Genomic DNA, 15,783 nt, shown 5'->3' with positions numbered 1-15,783 from the left:
CCCCCCCCCCCCCCCGCCCGGTTTCCGCGGAGCTACGCGGCGGCGCGGTCGGCGAGCGGCCGCCGGCGCAGGTCCGGCTGCCGCAGCGCCGGGGGCTGGTAGGTCTGGTCGAGGACGCCGATGTCGGTGCCGGGCGGGACGATCTCGTCGATGCGGTCGAGGAGGTCGTCGGAGAGGGTGACGTCCACGCCGGCGAGCAGGTCGTCGAGGTGGGCCATCGTGCGGGCGCCCAGGAGCGCGCTGGTCACGCCGGGGTGGGCGATGGTGAACGCCATCGCGAGGTGGGTCACGGGCAGGCCGGCTTCCGCGGCGAGGGCGGCGAACTTCCCGGCGGCGGCGAGCCGGTTCTCGTCGCCGAGGTGGCGGACCAGGCCGGCGCGGCGCAGCTGGTCGTGCGGGCGCCCGGTGAGCAGCCCTTGGCCGAGCGGGCCCCAGACCAGGGTGCCCATGCCGAACTGCTGGGTGGTGGGCAGCAGCTCGCGCTCGATGCCGCGGTTGAGCAGGGAGTAGACAGGTTGCTCGGTGTGGAAGCCGGTCAGGCCGTGCCGCGCGGCGGCCCACTGGGCCTCGACGATGCCGGCGGCGGGGGTCCCGGACGCGCCGATCGCGCGGACCTTCCCGCTGCGCAGCAGGTCGGTCAGCGCGGAGAGGGTTTCCTCGATGTGGGTGCCGGGGTCGGGGCGGTGCAGCTGGTAGAGGTCGATGTGGTCGGTGCGCAGGCGGCGCAGGGAGTCCTCGACGGCGGTGACGATCCAGCGCCGGGACGCGCCCTGGTGGTTGGGGTCCTGCCCGGTCGGGCGGCCGAACTTGGTCGCGAGCACGACGTCGTCGCGGCGGCCTTCCAGGGCCTTGCCGACGACTTCCTCGGAGTCGCCGTAGGCGTCGGCGGTGTCGACGAAGTTGATGCCGGCGTCGAGCGCCTTGTGCAGGACGCGGGCGGAGTCGGCGGGGTCGGGGTTGCCGATGGAGGTGGCGAACATCAGGGTGCCCAGGGCGTAGGGACTGACCTGGATGCCGGTCCGGCCCAGGGTGCGGTACTGCATGGGGGCTCCTCGGGAGTACGCTAAGCGGAAAGCTTTTCCGCAACTATACGGAAAGCCTTTCCGGTTAGCTACCCGCGAGGAGGACCGTGCCCGAGAGCAGTACGCCGCGCCGGCGGCGGGCCGACGCGCAACGCAACGTCGATGCGCTGCTCGAGGCGGCGAAACGCGTGTTCGCCACCTCGGGGGTGGACGCGCCCGCGAAGGAGATCACCGATCTGGCCGGGCTCGGTGTCGGCACGCTCTACCGGCACTTCCCACAGCGCGCCGACCTGGTCGCGGCCGTACTGCAGCGCGAGATCGACGTCCTGGCCGACGCGGGGCCGGTGATCAGCGCCGGGCACGCGCCCGGGGCGGCGCTGCGGGAGTGGCTGCGGCGCTACACCGAGCTGGTCGGCACCAAACGCGGGCTGGCCACGGCGCTGCACTCGGGCGACCCGGCGTTCGACGCCCTGCCGGGCTACTTCATGGAGCGGATGGAACCGGTGCTGGCCACCCTGCTCGACGCGGCGGCCGCGGCGGGGGAGGTCCGCGCCGACGTCAGCGCGAAAGACCTCCTGCACGCCGTGGCCCTGCTGTGCCAGCCGGTGCGCGGCGAGGACCTGGGGTACAACCAGCGGATGGTCGCGATCCTCGCCGACGGGCTCAGCCCACGGACGTGACGGCGTAGTCCTTGACCCGCATCGAGTCGTGCATCCGCACGCCGCCGGTGTTGAGCTTCGCCAGCGCCGTCGTGACCCGGCTGGGGAGCACCGACACGAGCTGGCCGCCGCGCGCCAGCGCCCAGACTCCCACCCAGGACCCGGGGATCAGGCCGCGGGCCGCGCCGACGGCGAACGCGCGGCTCTTGCGCACCAGCTCGCCCATCTCCTGTTCGTAGGCGGCGAAGGCGCGCTCGTGGTCCCCACCCGCCGCGGCCAGTTCGCCGGCCAGGACGTACGCGCCGAGCACCGCGAGGCTGGTGCTGCCGCCGACCGCCGGGCCGGGGCAGTAGCCGGCGTCGCCGACGAGCGTGACGCGCCCGCGTGACCAGCTCTCGAGCCGCAGCTGGGTGATCGAGTCGAAGTAGAACGGACCCGGGCCGTCGAGGCCGGCGAGCCAGCCGTCGACCCGCGGGTGCATCCCGGCGTAGGCCTCGCGCAGCAGCTGCTTCTGCCGCTCGACGTCGTGGTGGTGGTAGTCGAGCTGCTCGTCGCGGCGGAAGAGGAACACCGCGCGGGTTTCGTCGAGGTGGCGGGCGCGGTAGATGCCGGCGGTGCGGCCGGGGCCCAGGTGCATGACGGTTTCGCCGTCGCCGAGGCCCGAGGTGCCGGGCAGGGACAGCACGGCCAGGTAGGCGCCGATGAACTTCGTCAGCCCGGCTTCCTCGCCGAAGATCAGGCGACGGACGTTCGAGTGCAGCCCGTCGGCGCCGACGACAAGGTCGAACTTCCGCGGCGCGGCGTGCTCGAAGGTGACCTCGCCGTCGGGGGAGAGGGCGGTGATCGAGTCGCCGAAGAGGTACTCGACGTCGTCGCGGCCGGCGTCGTAGTAGATCTCGCTGAGGTCGTCGCGCATGATCTCGACGTGCCGGTCGGAGGTGGCGCGGTAGATCTTCGACAAGTCCACGCGCACCGGGCGGCGCACGCCTTCGCGGTGCAGGGTCATCCGGGTCGTGCCGGTGGCGTGGGCTTCCACGCGCGGCAGCACGCCCATCCGTTCGGTGATGTCCATGGCGGGCCGGAACAGGTCGACGGCGTGGCCGCCGGTCTTGCGCAGCACCGGGGCGCGCTCGACGACGGTGACGTCGAAGCCGTGGCGGGTGAGCCAATAGGCGAGCACCGGGCCGGCGACGCTGGCGCCCGAGACGAGGATCCGCATGAGTACCTCCCTGACTTAACGGTAGGTAAGTTGTACCACATCTCCTTACCTATCGTTAAGTCAGTTATGCTGTGGCCGTGCCGAAACCCTCCGACACCAAGCAGCGCATCCTCGACGTCGCGCGCGAGCTGTTCACCAGCCAGGGCGTCCAGCGCACCAGCCTGCAGGACATCGCCGACCGGCTGGGCATCACCAAACCCGCGCTCTACTACCACTTCCCCTCGCGCGAGGACCTGGTGCGCAGCATCGTCGCCCCGATGCTCGAAGACGGCGAGAAGTTCCTCCTCGACCAGGAGGCCCGCGGCGACGCCCCGGTGCGCGAGCTGGTCGAAGGCTTCTTCGACTTCAACTACCGCCACCGCGCGGACGTCGTCATGCTGCTGGCCGAGATGCCGACCCTGGCCGACCTCGGGCTCATCGACCGAGTGCTGGCGTGGCGGACCCGGCTCACCGAACTGATCTGCGGCCCGGCGCCGACCCTCGAAGCGCAGGCCAGGGCCATCCTCGCGCTCGGCGGCCTGCAGGACGTCTGCATGCAGTTCCCCGACGTCCCCGTCGAAGACCTCAAGGCCGCCGCGGTCGCCGGCGCCCTCGACGCGCTCGGCCGCTAACGCACCGCGGCGCGCTCGATGATCGCGCCCGTGTCCACCCCGGAGGGCAGCGTGCCGAACGCGATGCCCCAGTCCCCGCCGAACCGGGACGCGCAGAACGCGTCCGCCACCGCCGGGTGGCCATGACGCACGAGCAGCGACCCCTGCAGCACCAGCGCCATCGCCTCGACCACCCGCCGCGCCCGGTACTCGATGCCGTCGAGGTCGGTCAGCTCCTTGCGGACGCGGTCCACGGCGTCGTCCAGCCGCGCGTCGCCACCGGCCGCCTGCTCGACCTCGGCGAAGAACGCCGCGACCGATTCCGGCTGCTTGCCCATGGCGCGCAACGCGTCCAGCGCCGCGACGTTGCCCGAGCCCTCCCAGATCGACGACAGCGGCGCCTCGCGGTAGAGCCGCGGCATCCCCGACTCCTCGACGTACCCGTTGCCGCCGAAGCACTCCAGCGCTTCGGCCGCGTGCATCGGCGCCCGCTTGCACACCCAGTACTTCGACACCGCCAGGCCGAGGCGCCGGAACGCCTGCTCCTGGGCGTCGTCGCGGCGGTCGCCCGCCGCGGCCAGCCGCATCGCCACCGTCGTCGCCGCTTCGGACTCGACCACGAGATCGGCCAGCACGTTCGCCATCAGCGGCTGGTCGACCAGCGCCTTGCCGAACGCGTACCGGTGCGTCGCGTGGTGGACCGCGCGGACCGCGCCCAGCCGCATCCCGGACGCGCTGCCGAGCGTGCAGTCCAGCCGGGTGTTGTTGACCATCTCGATGATCGTGCGGACACCGCGGCCCTCCTCGCCGACCAGCCAGCCCACGGCGTTGTCGTACTCGATCTCCGACGACGCGTTCGACCGGTTGCCCAGCTTGTCCTTCAGCCGCTGCAACCGGATCGGGTTGCGGGAGCCGTCGGGCAGGACGCGGGGGAGCAGGAAGCACGAGAGCCCGCCGGGCGCCTGGGCCAGCGTCAGGAACATGTCCGACATCGGCGCCGAGGTGAACCACTTGTGCCCGACGAGGGTGTAGCTGCCGTCCGCGCTCGGCGTCGCCGTGGTCGTGTTGGCCCGGACGTCGGAGCCGCCCTGCTTCTCCGTCATCGACATGCCCGCGATCAGGCCCCGCTTGGTGCTCGGCTCGCGCAGCCCGAAGTCGTACTCGGTCGCCGCCAGCAGCGGCTCGTACCGCGCGGCCAGCTCCGGGTTGGCCCGCAGCGCCGGGACCGCGGCGTAGGTCATCGAGATCGGGCAGCTGTGCCCGGCCTCGACCTGCCCCCACACGTAGAACTTCGCCGCGCGCGCCGCGTGCACGCCCTCGCGCCGGTCCTGCCACGGCGTGCCGTGCAGCCCGTGCGACACCGCGACGGTCATCAGGTCGTGCCAGTGCGGGTGGAACTCGACCTCGTCGATCCGGTACCCGTACCGGTCGTGGGTGCGCAGCACCGGCTCGTTCTCGTTGACCAGCCGCCCCCACTCCTGCGCCTGCTCGCTCCCGGCCAGCCGACCCAGCTCGTGCAACTCCTCCGACGCCCAGCCGGCCCCGGCGCGCTCCAGCCCGGCCAGCAGCGCGGGATCGTCGGCGACGTCGTGGCCGGCCAGCGGCGGGACCTGGTTGGTGACCTCATGCGTAGCGGGCATCGGAACCTCCTAGAGCGCGGACGACGAACGTGCGGAGCTCGGCGACGTCACCGGCGTTGCCGCTGGTCAACGGGCCGATGAGAACTTCGGCGGCCGCGCCGACCAGCGCGGCGGCAGTGAGCCGGCCGTCCTGCGGCGGCAGCGAGCCGTCCTTGACGCCGGCCGCGACGTGTTCGGCGACGACCTCGGTGAACGCGCGCCGGAACTCCAGCCGCTCGGCGTCGATCAGCGCGTCGACCGGCTCGGCGAGCAGGGCGTAGGCCTGCCGCGGGGCTTTCAGGGCGCGCTGGGCGAAGGTCTCGAACACCGCCAGGACCCGCTCGGCGGGCGCGCCGGGCTGCGCCGACACCGCCCGGACGGCCTCGACCTCCCGCGTCACGACCTGCCGGAACACGTGCACGACCAGGTCGGCCTTGGTGGGGAAGTGCCGGTAGACGCTGCCGACGGCGACCCCGGCGCGCTCGGCCACCGCGGCGACGGAGCAGCCGCCGTAGCCGTGTTCGGCCAGCTGTTCGGTCGCGGCGGCGACGATCGTCGCGCGCTGGGTGTCCAGGCGTTCCTGCACCTTCGGGGTGCGGCGGTAGGGCACGTCAAGAAGTGAAGCACTGATTCATTGCTTCAGTCAACGCTCCAGCAGCCGCTTCGCGCCCCGGACCTCGGCCTCGACATCGGCCGGCAGCTTCCGCCGCAGCAGCGGTTCGAACAGCGGACGCAGGGGAGCGGCGAACCCGAACGCGATCCGCCGCGTCACCCGGATCCCACCCTCGGCCGGCACGCACGCGAAGCTGGCTTCGAACGTCGAGAACCGCCGGGCCAGCCGGTTCTCCGGCAGGTCGGGGAGTTGCACGTCGACGCGCTCACCCGGTGTCAGAGTCATCCGCGACACGACCTTCGGGCCCGGCCCCAGCCCCGGCAGCGCCGACCGGAACCGGAACTCGGTGACGTCACCCTCGCGGCGCACCCAATCGATCCGGCCCAGCTTGTGATCGACCGCCGCGTACCGCCGCGGGTCCATGACCAGCGCGAGAAAGGCGTCCGGCGTACACGACACGAACTCTTCCACGGTCACTTCCACCATAGAAAGAGAGTAGTCTCTCACTATGGCGCGAACAACCCCCGGCGTCACCCGCCGCCGCATCCTCGACGAAGCCGTCCACCTCTTCGCCACCCGCGGCTACGACGCGACATCCATCGCCGACATCCAGACCGCGTGCGGCCTCAACCCCGGCTCCGGCGCGCTCTACAAGCACTTCCCGTCCAAAGCCGCGCTCCTGGAAGCGGCCGTGCACGACAACCTCGCGCGGCTGACCGCCCGCACGGCCGAAACCGCCGACGCCGAGCTGCCGGACGACCCCCGCGAGGCCCTCCGCGTACTGGCCGACGTCGTCTGGGCGTTCATGGCCGCCGACCGCGACCTCATCCGCCTGATGATCCGCGAGTTCACCGGCTTCCCGGAGCTGTTCGAGCGGATGTGGCAGGGCGTCCTCGCCACGGTGTACCGCCGGGGAACCGAGTGGATCACCACCCTGCGCGATACGGGGAGAGCGGCGGTCACCGACCCCGAAGCGACCGCCGCGGTGCTCGTCGCGTCCCTGACCTACCACCCGATCCTCGACGTCCTCATCGGCCACACCCCAGGCGACCTGGCGCCGGAACGCTTCCTCGCGGCCTGGCTCGACTCGTCGATCGCCGCCCTCAAGCTGAACTGAGGAACTCCCGCACCGCCCGCGGCGACCGCAACTCCACAACGTCCACATCGGACGCCGCCAACACCCGCCGCAGCCCCGGCAGGTGCCGCCACCGATAGCCCAGCACCCACCACCAGAAGTCCCACCGCTCCCGGCCCCGCCGCAGCGCCCGCCAAACACACCGCACCGGCGACAAGTTCAGCAGCACCACCGTGTCCGCCGCCGCCAAACGCACCTCGAGCACGTCGTACGGCCCGAGGTCACCGTCCAGTATCCACTTCGGACCCGCGACCAGCTCCCGCTGCCGCGCCACCCACTCCGGCCGCGACAGCCCCACCGGGCCCGGCTGCCAGAACACCGCGTCCAGCTCCACCACCGGCAACCCGGCCCGCGCCCCCAGCCGCCGCGCGAACACCGACTTCCCCGAACCACCACAGCCCAGCACCAGCACCCGCTCCACACCGGCCATTCTCGCTGCTTTCCAGTGACACACCCACCGCGCTCAGGTGGCCCGCTTCACCAGCGCCACCAGGTACCGGCAGGGGAGCGACCCCGGGTTCACGAACACGCAGTCCGCCGCCGGCCCCAGCTGCAGGCAGTCCCCGGCGGCCAGCTCGTGCACCTCCGCGTCCTCGTGGAACCGCAAATGCCCCTCCAGCACCCAGATCTGCTGGTGCAGGAACGCATACGTCCCCGCCGCCAACGGCACCTGCGCACCCGGCGGCAGCTCGACCTCCACCAGCTCCAGCGGCCGCCCGCCGGCGGGGGAGACCGCCCGCCGCCGGTACCCCGTGTCCGGGTCCACCCACACCGGCTGCTCCGCCGCCCGCACCAGCCGCCGCTCGTCGTCCTCCGCCCGCGCGATCAGCTCCGACAACGTCATCCCCAGCGCGGCCGACAGCTTCGCCAGCAACGCGGCCGTCGGCTGCACGTCACCCCGCTCGATCTTGCCGATCATCGCCCGCGAAACACCGGACTGCTCCGCCAGCGCCGCCGCCGACAGACCCCGGGACAGACGAGCCGCGTGAACGGTGGCCGCCAGGCGCGCGGTCAAAGGATCGGTCATAACCCGGGATACTATACGAACCAAAATGGCTATCATATGAGCCATGATCCGAGACGCCCTCCCAGCCGACGCCGCCGCCTGCGCCGCCGTCTACGCGCCCTACGTCACCGACACCGCCATCTCCTTCGAAACCGAACCACCCTCCGCCGCCGAAATGGCCCACCGCATCACCCGCGCGCACGCCTGGTTCGTCCTCGAAGACGACGGCCACATCGCCGGCTTCGCCTACGCCCACCCCTTCGCCGAACGCGCCGCCTACCAGTGGTCCTGCGAAACCAGCATCTACCTCGAACGCGGCCGCCGCCGCACCGGAGCCGGCCGCGCGCTCTACGAAACGCTGTTCGAACGCCTGCGACACAAGGGTCTCTGCCGCGCCTTCGCCGGGATGACCCTCCCGAACGACGCCAGCGCGGGACTGCATCGCGCGCTCGGCTTCGAACCCGCGGGCGTCTACCGCCGCGTCGGCTGGAAACTCGGCGCCTGGCACGACGTCGCCTGGGTCCAGAAGGACCTTCAAGCAACCGATGGTTGCGCATCGCCGCCGGCGCGGCTACCGTAACGAGCAACCAAACGTTGCACGAGGAGCCCCCATGGACCACGGAACACTCGAACGCGAAATCCACATCGACGCCACCCCCGAAGTCGTCTTCGACGTCGTCAGCAACCCCGAACACGTCCGTGACTGGTGGACCGACGAAGCCGAGTACCCCGTCGAACCCGGGGGAGAGGGCCGCATCGGCTTCGGCGGCACCTGGGTCCGGTTCACCGTCGTCGACGCCGAACCCCCGAAACTCTTCTCCTTCCGCTGGACCCACGCCGAAGGGGAGACCGCCGCCCCGGGCAACTCGTTCCTCGTCGTCTTCGAACTCGAACCCACCGCGACCGGCACCCGCCTGCGGATGACCGAAACCGGCTTCCGCGAACGCGGCTGGGACGAAGCCAAGATCGCCGCCGAATACGCCGACCACGTCAGCGGCTGGGGCCACTTCCTGCCCCGCATCCCCGCCTGCGCCGCCAAGGCGGGAGCCGGCCGGTGACCACCGCCGTGGACGACGACCTCTGGTCCGCCATCGGCGACCCCACCCGCCGCCGCATGCTCGACCTGCTGCTCAGCCAAGGCGGGGGAACGGCCACCAGCCTCAGCGACCACCTCCCGGTCACCCGCCAAGCCGTCGCCAAGCACCTCGCCGTCCTCGACCGCGCCGGCCTCGTCCACGCCCGGGCCGAAGGACGCGAAAAGCAGTTCCGCGTCGACGAAACCCAGCTCGCCCGCGCCGCCGCCCAGCTCGCCGACGTCGGCAAGACCTGGGACGCCCGCCTCCAGCGCATCAAGCGCATCGCCGAAACCATCGAACGGAAGAAGTAGAAATGGACATCCTGCACCGCATCGGCATCGAAAAGTCCTCACCCGAGAAGGTCTACGAAGCGCTCACCACGCTCGACGGCCTCTCCGGCTGGTGGACCGAGAAGACCGTGGGGGACACCGACCTCGGCGGCGTCATCGCGTTCCGGTTCATCCCCGGCGGCTTCGACATGAAGGTCATCGAGCTCGACCCGGGCCGGCTCGTCCACTGGGAGGTCGTCGACGGCCCGCCGGAGTGGATCGGCACGACGATCCGCTGGGACATCGAGCAGTGCGTCGACCACACGATCGTGCTGTTCAAGCACGAAGGCTGGCGCGAGGCCGGCGAGTTCATGCACCACTGCAGCACGAAGTGGGCCATCTACCTGATGAGCCTCAAGCAGCTGCTGGAGACCGGGGAGGGCGCCCCGGCGCCGCGGGACGTCATGATCAGCGACTGGCACTGACATTACTTGACATAATGTACATTATCGGCACTTGGGGACGCGCTGAGGCGGCAAGCCGGGAGGGGTGCCGAAGGCGGGAATCCCTGGAGACGCGTTCGGTTCGTCAGGACGGCTTCTCCTGAAGTTTCCGTCCGAGCACCCCGCTGTCCGGACGCTCCGAAGGCCTCGAGGGCACCTGTGGAGCACCGCAGGAGCATCCCCTGGAGTCGTGCAGTCGATACGCTGCCACCCGGCCTCAATACGTCACGGTGACGAAACTATGGCGACCGATCCGGCGTCGTAACGCGGTTTGGCGACCGCGACGCAGCAGCCTCCCGGACAGCATGTCGCTTTCAATGGCCCGCGCCCGCCAGGCTCTCGAACGTATGTGCGCATCCCCGCCGTGTGCGCAGCGGGGCGATTCAGGGGTCGGAATCGCCTCCGAGAGAGCCTCGGATCCCCCAGGGGGCCGTTTCGGGCTAAACCGACATTTCATGCATAATGGCAATTATGCATGAAACCGGGAGAGTGACCCGGCGACCGAAACTGTCGGTGGTGTGCGGTACAAGATCCACATGAAGGTTTCCGAGGCCCAGCAAGCCTTCTTCGCGGCCCGCCGGCCCCGCAAGGACTCTCCGCACACCACCGACGCCTACCGCCGCGATCTCGCCGGGATCACCACTCTCCTGGTTTCCGAGCTCGGCCGCCCGGCCGAGGACCTGGACGTCGCCGACCTGACCGGGCCGGCGCTGCGGGCGGTGTTCGGGGTGTTCGCCGACGGGCACGCGAAGAGCTCGGTGCTGCGCGCGTGGTCGACGTGGAACCAGTTCCTGACGTTCTGCGTGGCGGACGGGCTCCTGGAGGGCAATCCGATGGGTGCGGTGGCGCGGCCGCGGACGCCGGCGTTGACGCCGAAGCCGTTGCGGGGTGAGGAAACCCCAGAGCAGCTGCTGTCGGCGGCGGCCGCGGGTTCGCGGCGCGCGCGGGACCCGTGGCCGGAGCGGGACGTGCTGGTGATCGCGCTGGGGCTGGTGGCGGGGTTGCGGGCGGCGGAGATGCGGGCGTTGACGGCGCGGTCGCTGGTGGGGCGCGCGGGTGAGCTTCGGTTGCACGTGAAGGGGAAGGGCAGCCGGGATCGGTCGATCCCGGTGCAGCCGGTGCTGGCGGAGCTGATCGAGCGGTACCGGGAGTCGTGCCGGGTGCGGTTCCCGAGTGCGCGGTTCTCCCCTGGTTCGCCGTTGCTGCTGGACCGGTCGGGTGAGCCGATCGGGCGGGGTGCCCTGGAGTACCTGGTGAAGTCGTGTTATCGGGGGGCGGGGTTGCACGACCGGGTGCCGGTGGGGGCGAATCTGCACGCGTTGCGGCACACGTTCGCGACGAGGTTGGCGGAGGACGGGGCGACGGCTTCGGAGATCATGGCGTTGCTGGGGCACGCGAGTTTGGCGACGAGCCAGAACTACATCGAGGCGACGGGTCGTGAGCAGCGTGCGGCGGCGGCGAGCAACCGGACGTACCGGGCGCTGGACGGGTTGGGCTGAGGCCGGGCGGATCAGCGGAGTTGTTCGAGGTCCTTGGCCGCGCGGGCGATCTCTTCGGCGAGTCCGCGGAGTTCCCGGGGGTCGGCGCCGTCGTCGGCGGCGGTGACGATGTCTTCGGCCGCGCACCTGAGCTGGAACAGGCGGTCCTGGAGGGCGGCGATCTCGGTGTCGGAGAGCACGACGGCGTCTTCGGGCAGGCCGCTTCGCTGCAGTGCCGTGCGGCGTTCGTAGGCGCGTTGGCGGCAGGACTGGCCGCAGTACCGGCGGCGCCGGCCGACGTTGCCGGCTTCGGGCAGGCGGCGGCCGCACCAGCCGCAGTGCTTGGGGGCGCCGCGGCGGGCGGGGGCGGGTTCGAGCTGGGTCAGTTCGGCGGCTTCCCTCACCCGGGAGACCCTAGCTGGCCACCGGTTGCTCATGCCGGGGTCATGGCGGAAGGGCACACTTGGGGGATGCAGGCGTCGTTTCCGTACCTGGCCGATCCGATTCCCCGTGCGTTCGCTCACCGGGGGTGGCACCTCGGCGAGCTCGACGGGCTGGAGAACTCGCTGCCGGCGTTCCGGCGGGCGTGTGAAGAGGGGTACCGGTACCTGGAGACGGACGTGCACGCGACGGCGGACGGGGTGGTGGTCGTGCACCACGACCCGAACTTGGACCGGACGACGGACGGGTCGGGACCGATCGCGGCGCAGACGTGGGCGCAGCTGAAGAACGTCAAGGTCGGGGGGAAGGCGCCGCTGTCGCGGCTGGAGGACGTGCTGGAGGAGCTGCCGAACGCGCGGTTCAACGTCGATGTGAAGGCCGATCGGGCGGTGGAGCCGTTCGTGCGGGTGCTGGAGCGGACGAAGGCGCACGACCGGGTGGCGGCGGCGGCGTTTTCGGACGCGCGGCTGGTGCGGTTGCGGAAGCTGGCGGGGCCGAAGCTGGTGACGGCGATGGGGCCGCGGTCGGCGTTCGCGTTGTGGGCGCGGGGGAAGCTGCCGCTGCTCCCCCTCGGGCGGCTGGTGCTGGGGGCGATGGCGCAGGTGCCGGTGCGGCAGGGTGCGTTGCGGGTGGTGGACAAGGCGTTCCTGTCGATCGCCGGGCGGTCGGGTGTCGAGGTGCACACGTGGACCATCGACGATCCGGCGGAGATGCGGATGCTGCTGGACCTGGGGGTGCACGGGATCGTGACGGACCGGCCGGACCTGCTGCGCGAGGTGCTGGTCGAGCGGGGTGCGTGGCAGCGGTCGCAGGAGCCGTGAGCCGTCAGCGGGGTGCTTTGCCGTTCCAGGCGGCGTCCCAGGTCTTGGGGCCGAGCAGGCCGCTGTCCTTGATGCCGTTGGCGCGCTGGAGGTCGAGGACGGCGGTGCGGGTCTTTTCGTAGTAGCAGCCGGTGCCGGTGAAGCCGTAGCCGAAGGCGTTCATGCGGAGCTGGAAGGCTTTGAGCGGGGTGGCGCAGTCGCCGTATCGGTAGACGACGCCGGGCCAGGCGGGTTTGGGGCCGCCGGGGCCCGGGACCGGGGCGGGCAGTCCTCCCCCGCCGATGTAGGCGGCTTCGGCGTAGGTGGGGACGCGCTTGCTGCGGGCGTCGGCGTCGCCGGCGAGTTTGAGCATGCCGGCGCACTGCCAGGGTTGCCAGCCGCGCATGCGGTAGAGGTAGAGGGCGCGGTAGTCCTGTTCGGCGGGGGCGGCCTGGTCGGGGCGGCCGGTGCCGCCGACGCTGCGCCAGGTGGGCAGGTCGAACTGGTAGGCGCCGTAGTAGCCGTTGCCGGTGTTGGTGGCGTAGCGGTTGCTGGATTCGCACATGCGGAGCTTGGCCCAGGCGCTCGACGCGGGATCCGCGGAGGCGGTGGCGGGGACGGTGAGCTGCAGACCCAGGGCGGCGATGGCGAGGAGGAGGATTCTCGCGGCGGTGCGGCTGCGGTTCTGGATCATGGGTGCACAGTAGGAGTGTGTCCCAGTGACCACAAGAGACACACTGCGCGCCTCAGTCTCACATGAAACACCGTTCACTTCGGTTCGCGACACGCCGTGCGGGGCGGACCGTGATTGCCCCGGAAGTGGCGGATGAGCGCGAAGCGACAAAGCGGACACGGTTTGGGCAGGCGGAGTCCTTCGCGTTGCGAAGCACCAGTAGTCTCCGCGCTGACCTGGAAGTTCTTGACCTCGAGGAGCCGTGGATGACGCTGGCCGGGACGCGCTCGACCAAGCGCGAGCGCTGGGGCTGGTATTTCTACGACTGGGCGAATTCGCCGTTCTATTCGTCGACGACGACGGTGTTCGGCGCGCTGTCCATGAGCGGGATCGCGGCGGCGGACGCGAAGGCGAACTTCACCCTTAACGGGGACCGCGCGTGCCTCGACGCGGCGGGCAGGACCGACACGCTGCACAACTGCGACGTGACGTTGTTCGGGCTGCACTTCCCCGCCGGGTCGGTGTGGGGCTACCTGCTGTCGGTGGCGACGGTGGTGCAGGTGCTGGTGCTGCCGATCGCGGGTGCGGTGGCCGACCGCAGTCACAACAAGCGGCGGATCCTGGGCGGGTTCGCGTTCCTGGGCGCGGCGGCCGCGGCGGCGATGTTCTTCCTCGCGGGGTCGGACTGGCAGCTGGGCGTGGTGCTGTTCGTCGTCGCGAACATCGGGTACGGCGGTTCGCTGGTCGTCTACTACTCGTTCCTGGTGGACATCGGCGGGCCGGACGAGCGGGACGACATTTCGGCGAAGGGCTGGGCGTTCGGGTACCTGGGCGGCGGGCTGGCGCTGGCGTTGCAGCTGGGGTTCTACCTCGGGCACGACACGTTCGGCGTGAGCGAGGGCACGGCGGTGCAGATCTGCTTCCTGACCTCGGGGTTGTGGTGGGCGGCGTTCACGATCCCGGCGGTGCGGGCGCTCCCCCGCCGGCACACGCCGGTCGACGTCGTCCCCGGGAAGTCGGTGCTGCGGGCGGGGTTCGCGGAGCTGCGGCAGACGATCGTGTCGGCGAAGGCGTTCCCGTTGACGCTGGCGTTCCTGGGCAGCTACCTGGTCTTCACCGACGGCATCAACACGGTGGTGACGGTGTCGGCGCAGTACGGCAAGGACGAGCTGGGCTTCGGCAACAGCGTGCTGATCGTGACGATCCTGGTGATCCAGTTCGTGGCGTACCTGGGCGGGACGCTGCACGGGCTGGTGGCGCGGCGGATCGGGGCGAAGCGGACGATTCTGGGCAGCCTGGTGGTGTGGGTGGTGGTGCTGGCCGGGGCGTACTTCGTGCAGCCGAAGCAGATGTTGCAGTTCCTCGCGGTGGCGGTCGGGATCGGGCTGGTGCTGGGTGGGACGAACGCGTTGTCGCGGTCGTTGTTCAGCCAGATGATCCCGGCGGGCAAGGACGCGCAGTACTACTCGCTCTACGTTGTGGGCGAGCGCGGGACGTCGTGGCTGGGACCGCTGGTGTTCGCCGGGGTGGGGCAGGCGACGGGGTCGTTCCGGCTGGCCATCGTGGCGCTGGTGATCTTCTTCGCGGCGGGTTTGGTGCTGGTCTGGCTGGTCCCGGTGCGGCGGGCGATCGTGGCGGCGGGCAACACCCCGCCGGAGGTCCTGTGAGCCTGTGACGTGGCCTGTTCGGCTGTCACGCGGGCCTGTCCTGAACGAGTGTCCAGACACCGATAGGGTCGGCTGTCGTGACCTTGTTGAACGACCGGGCGGCCGGCCCTGATCCCACCGACGCGTTGTCGTCGGTTCCCGCGGCCGGTTCGCGGCGCGGGACGCCGCCGGTGGGCAGGCTGAAGTTCTGCTACGGGCCGATGGACTGCGGGAAGTCGACCCTGGCGCTGCAGATCGACCACAACCACGCGCGCCAGGGCCGTCGTGGCCTGGTGCTGGTGCGTCACGACCGGTCGGGCGCGCCGCAGATCTCGAGCCGGATCGGGCTGAGCCGGCAGGCGGTGGAGGTCGGCGAGGACACCGACGTGCGGGATCTGGTGCGGCAGGAGTGGGCGCGCGGGCAGCACGTGGACTACGTGGTGGTGGACGAGGCGCAGTTCCTCTCCCCCGGGCAGGTCGACCAGCTGGCGGAGCTGGCCGACGAGGTGGAGATCGACGTGTACTGCTTCGGCATCGCGACGGATTTCCGGAGCCGGTTGTTCCCGGGTGCCGCTCGTCTGTTCGAACTGGCGGACGAGCTGCAGCCGGTTCAGGTGGAGGTGCTGTGCTGGTGCGGGCTGCCCGGACGGTTCAACGCGCGGGTGCTCGACGGTGAGGTTGTGCGCGAGGGTGACACCGTTGTGGTGGCAGATACCGAACAATCCGTAGTTGAATCTTCAGCTTTGGCCGGTTTTGAGGCCGAAAACGCTACTGTGCGTTATCAGGTATTGTGTCGCCGCCACTTTCGATCGGGTGACTTGGGGCCCGTTACTGGTCGTCACGGTCAGTTACGGTTGACCTGAGGTGGGTGCCAGTAGCCCATCCGGGGGATATCAGCACTAAGAAGGCCGTATTGACGTCACGCCGGAGCGCGAAACGCCTCCTACTAGAGGAAGCTGATGCCGTTGGGTGACGCAGCTCATCGTGAGCAACGACATGGTGTCCCGGGAATCCTCGGGGCCCCCAAGTCGTTG

Annotated in this window: 20 protein-coding genes; 11 read left to right on the top strand and 9 right to left on the bottom strand. The window is 70.7% G+C overall.

What is annotated here, in order from left to right; translation table 11 throughout:
• Positions 1–32 precede the first annotated feature (32 nt).
• Complete coding sequence (locus ABFJ78_RS13370) at positions 33–1,043, bottom strand: aldo/keto reductase (protein WP_436386295.1); 1,011 nt, start codon at positions 1,041–1,043, stop codon at positions 33–35.
• Positions 1,044–1,129: 86 nt separating this feature from the next.
• Here ABFJ78_RS13370 and ABFJ78_RS13365 point away from each other — a divergent pair, with 86 nt between their 5' ends.
• Complete coding sequence (locus ABFJ78_RS13365; protein ID WP_436386294.1) at positions 1,130–1,702, top strand: TetR/AcrR family transcriptional regulator; 573 nt, start codon at positions 1,130–1,132, stop codon at positions 1,700–1,702.
• Here the strand turns inward: ABFJ78_RS13365 and ABFJ78_RS13360 are convergent.
• Positions 1,686–2,900, bottom strand: coding sequence for an FAD-dependent monooxygenase (locus tag ABFJ78_RS13360; RefSeq protein WP_436386293.1), 1,215 nt, complete (start codon positions 2,898–2,900; stop codon positions 1,686–1,688). The genes ABFJ78_RS13365 and ABFJ78_RS13360 overlap by 17 nt on opposite strands.
• Before the next feature lie 77 nt (positions 2,901–2,977).
• On the opposite strand from ABFJ78_RS13360, the gene ABFJ78_RS13355 reads away from it, so the two are divergent.
• A complete protein-coding gene (locus ABFJ78_RS13355; protein ID WP_436386291.1) occupies positions 2,978–3,511 on the top strand; it encodes a TetR/AcrR family transcriptional regulator in 534 nt (177 codons plus the stop codon).
• Here the strand turns inward: ABFJ78_RS13355 and ABFJ78_RS13350 are convergent.
• Genes ABFJ78_RS13350 through ABFJ78_RS13340 form a run of 3 tightly spaced genes read right to left on the bottom strand, consistent with a single transcriptional unit; the run spans position 3,508 to position 6,208 of the window.
• Entirely contained in the window at positions 3,508–5,130 is a 1,623-nt protein-coding gene (locus ABFJ78_RS13350; protein WP_436386289.1) for an acyl-CoA dehydrogenase family protein, read from the bottom strand. The two genes, ABFJ78_RS13355 and ABFJ78_RS13350, sit on opposite strands and share 4 nt — an antisense overlap.
• A complete protein-coding gene (locus ABFJ78_RS13345) occupies positions 5,114–5,719 on the bottom strand; it encodes a TetR/AcrR family transcriptional regulator (RefSeq protein ID WP_436386288.1) in 606 nt (201 codons plus the stop codon). Before ABFJ78_RS13345 ends, ABFJ78_RS13350 begins: the two co-directional genes overlap by 17 nt.
• 33 nt (positions 5,720–5,752) lie before the next feature.
• Positions 5,753–6,208 (bottom strand): SRPBCC family protein, encoded by a 456-nt coding sequence (locus ABFJ78_RS13340; RefSeq protein ID WP_436386287.1) that lies wholly within the window; start codon positions 6,206–6,208, stop codon positions 5,753–5,755.
• Positions 6,209–6,230: 22 nt separating this feature from the next.
• On the opposite strand from ABFJ78_RS13340, the gene ABFJ78_RS13335 reads away from it, so the two are divergent.
• Positions 6,231–6,839, top strand: a complete 609-nt coding sequence (locus ABFJ78_RS13335) for a TetR/AcrR family transcriptional regulator (protein WP_436386286.1) — start codon at positions 6,231–6,233, stop codon at positions 6,837–6,839.
• Here the strand turns inward: ABFJ78_RS13335 and ABFJ78_RS13330 are convergent.
• Together ABFJ78_RS13330 and ABFJ78_RS13325 are read right to left on the bottom strand one after the other, a co-directional pair.
• On the bottom strand, positions 6,826–7,287 hold the full coding sequence (locus tag ABFJ78_RS13330) for a DNA topology modulation protein FlaR (RefSeq protein WP_436386285.1): 462 nt from the start codon (positions 7,285–7,287) through the stop codon (positions 6,826–6,828). The two genes, ABFJ78_RS13335 and ABFJ78_RS13330, sit on opposite strands and share 14 nt — an antisense overlap.
• A gap of 33 nt (positions 7,288–7,320) precedes the next feature.
• Positions 7,321–7,884 (bottom strand): helix-turn-helix domain-containing protein, encoded by a 564-nt coding sequence (locus tag ABFJ78_RS13325; RefSeq protein ID WP_436386283.1) that lies wholly within the window; start codon positions 7,882–7,884, stop codon positions 7,321–7,323.
• 43 nt (positions 7,885–7,927) lie between these two features.
• Here ABFJ78_RS13325 and ABFJ78_RS13320 point away from each other — a divergent pair, with 43 nt between their 5' ends.
• The 5 genes from ABFJ78_RS13320 (at position 7,928) to ABFJ78_RS13300 (ending at position 11,210) form a co-directional block, all read left to right on the top strand.
• On the top strand, positions 7,928–8,443 hold the full coding sequence (locus ABFJ78_RS13320) for an N-acetyltransferase family protein (protein ID WP_436386281.1): 516 nt from the start codon (positions 7,928–7,930) through the stop codon (positions 8,441–8,443).
• 31 nt (positions 8,444–8,474) lie between these two features.
• Positions 8,475–8,921, top strand: coding sequence for an SRPBCC domain-containing protein (locus ABFJ78_RS13315; protein ID WP_436386279.1), 447 nt, complete (start codon positions 8,475–8,477; stop codon positions 8,919–8,921).
• Positions 8,918–9,250, top strand: coding sequence for an ArsR/SmtB family transcription factor (locus ABFJ78_RS13310; protein ID WP_436386277.1), 333 nt, complete (start codon positions 8,918–8,920; stop codon positions 9,248–9,250). The genes ABFJ78_RS13315 and ABFJ78_RS13310 overlap by 4 nt, the downstream gene beginning before the upstream one ends.
• A 2-nt stretch (positions 9,251–9,252) precedes the next feature.
• On the top strand, positions 9,253–9,693 hold the full coding sequence (locus tag ABFJ78_RS13305) for an SRPBCC family protein (protein ID WP_436386276.1): 441 nt from the start codon (positions 9,253–9,255) through the stop codon (positions 9,691–9,693).
• Positions 9,694–10,229: 536 nt separating this feature from the next.
• The gene (locus ABFJ78_RS13300; protein WP_372665114.1) at positions 10,230–11,210 is read left to right on the top strand and encodes a tyrosine-type recombinase/integrase; all 981 of its coding nucleotides are present in this window, start codon (positions 10,230–10,232) and stop codon (positions 11,208–11,210) included.
• Positions 11,211–11,221: 11 nt separating this feature from the next.
• Here the strand turns inward: ABFJ78_RS13300 and ABFJ78_RS13295 are convergent, their stop codons facing one another.
• Positions 11,222–11,593 (bottom strand): hypothetical protein, encoded by a 372-nt coding sequence (locus ABFJ78_RS13295; protein ID WP_372665115.1) that lies wholly within the window; start codon positions 11,591–11,593, stop codon positions 11,222–11,224.
• A 66-nt stretch (positions 11,594–11,659) separates the two neighbouring features.
• Between ABFJ78_RS13295 and ABFJ78_RS13290 the strand changes: the two genes are divergently transcribed.
• Positions 11,660–12,451, top strand: a complete 792-nt coding sequence (locus ABFJ78_RS13290; protein ID WP_436386275.1) for a glycerophosphodiester phosphodiesterase — start codon at positions 11,660–11,662, stop codon at positions 12,449–12,451.
• A gap of 4 nt (positions 12,452–12,455) precedes the next feature.
• On the opposite strand, the gene ABFJ78_RS13285 is transcribed toward ABFJ78_RS13290, so the two are convergent.
• A complete protein-coding gene (locus ABFJ78_RS13285) occupies positions 12,456–13,124 on the bottom strand; it encodes a transglycosylase family protein (protein ID WP_436386274.1) in 669 nt (222 codons plus the stop codon).
• Positions 13,125–13,369: 245 nt separating this feature from the next.
• On the opposite strand from ABFJ78_RS13285, the gene ABFJ78_RS13280 reads away from it, so the two are divergent.
• The gene (locus ABFJ78_RS13280; protein ID WP_436386273.1) at positions 13,370–14,770 is read left to right on the top strand and encodes an MFS transporter; all 1,401 of its coding nucleotides are present in this window, start codon (positions 13,370–13,372) and stop codon (positions 14,768–14,770) included.
• Between the two features lie 77 nt (positions 14,771–14,847).
• Positions 14,848–15,612 (top strand): thymidine kinase, encoded by a 765-nt coding sequence (locus ABFJ78_RS13275; protein WP_196425389.1) that lies wholly within the window; start codon positions 14,848–14,850, stop codon positions 15,610–15,612.
• The last annotated feature ends 171 nt before the right edge of the window (positions 15,613–15,783 follow it).

The sequence above is a fragment of the Amycolatopsis sp. MEPSY49 genome (assembly GCF_051337345.1).
Taxonomy (GTDB): domain Bacteria; phylum Actinomycetota; class Actinomycetes; order Mycobacteriales; family Pseudonocardiaceae; genus Amycolatopsis.
Note: the sequence above shows the minus strand (reverse complement) of the source record. Positions and strands in the feature narration are given on the sequence as shown.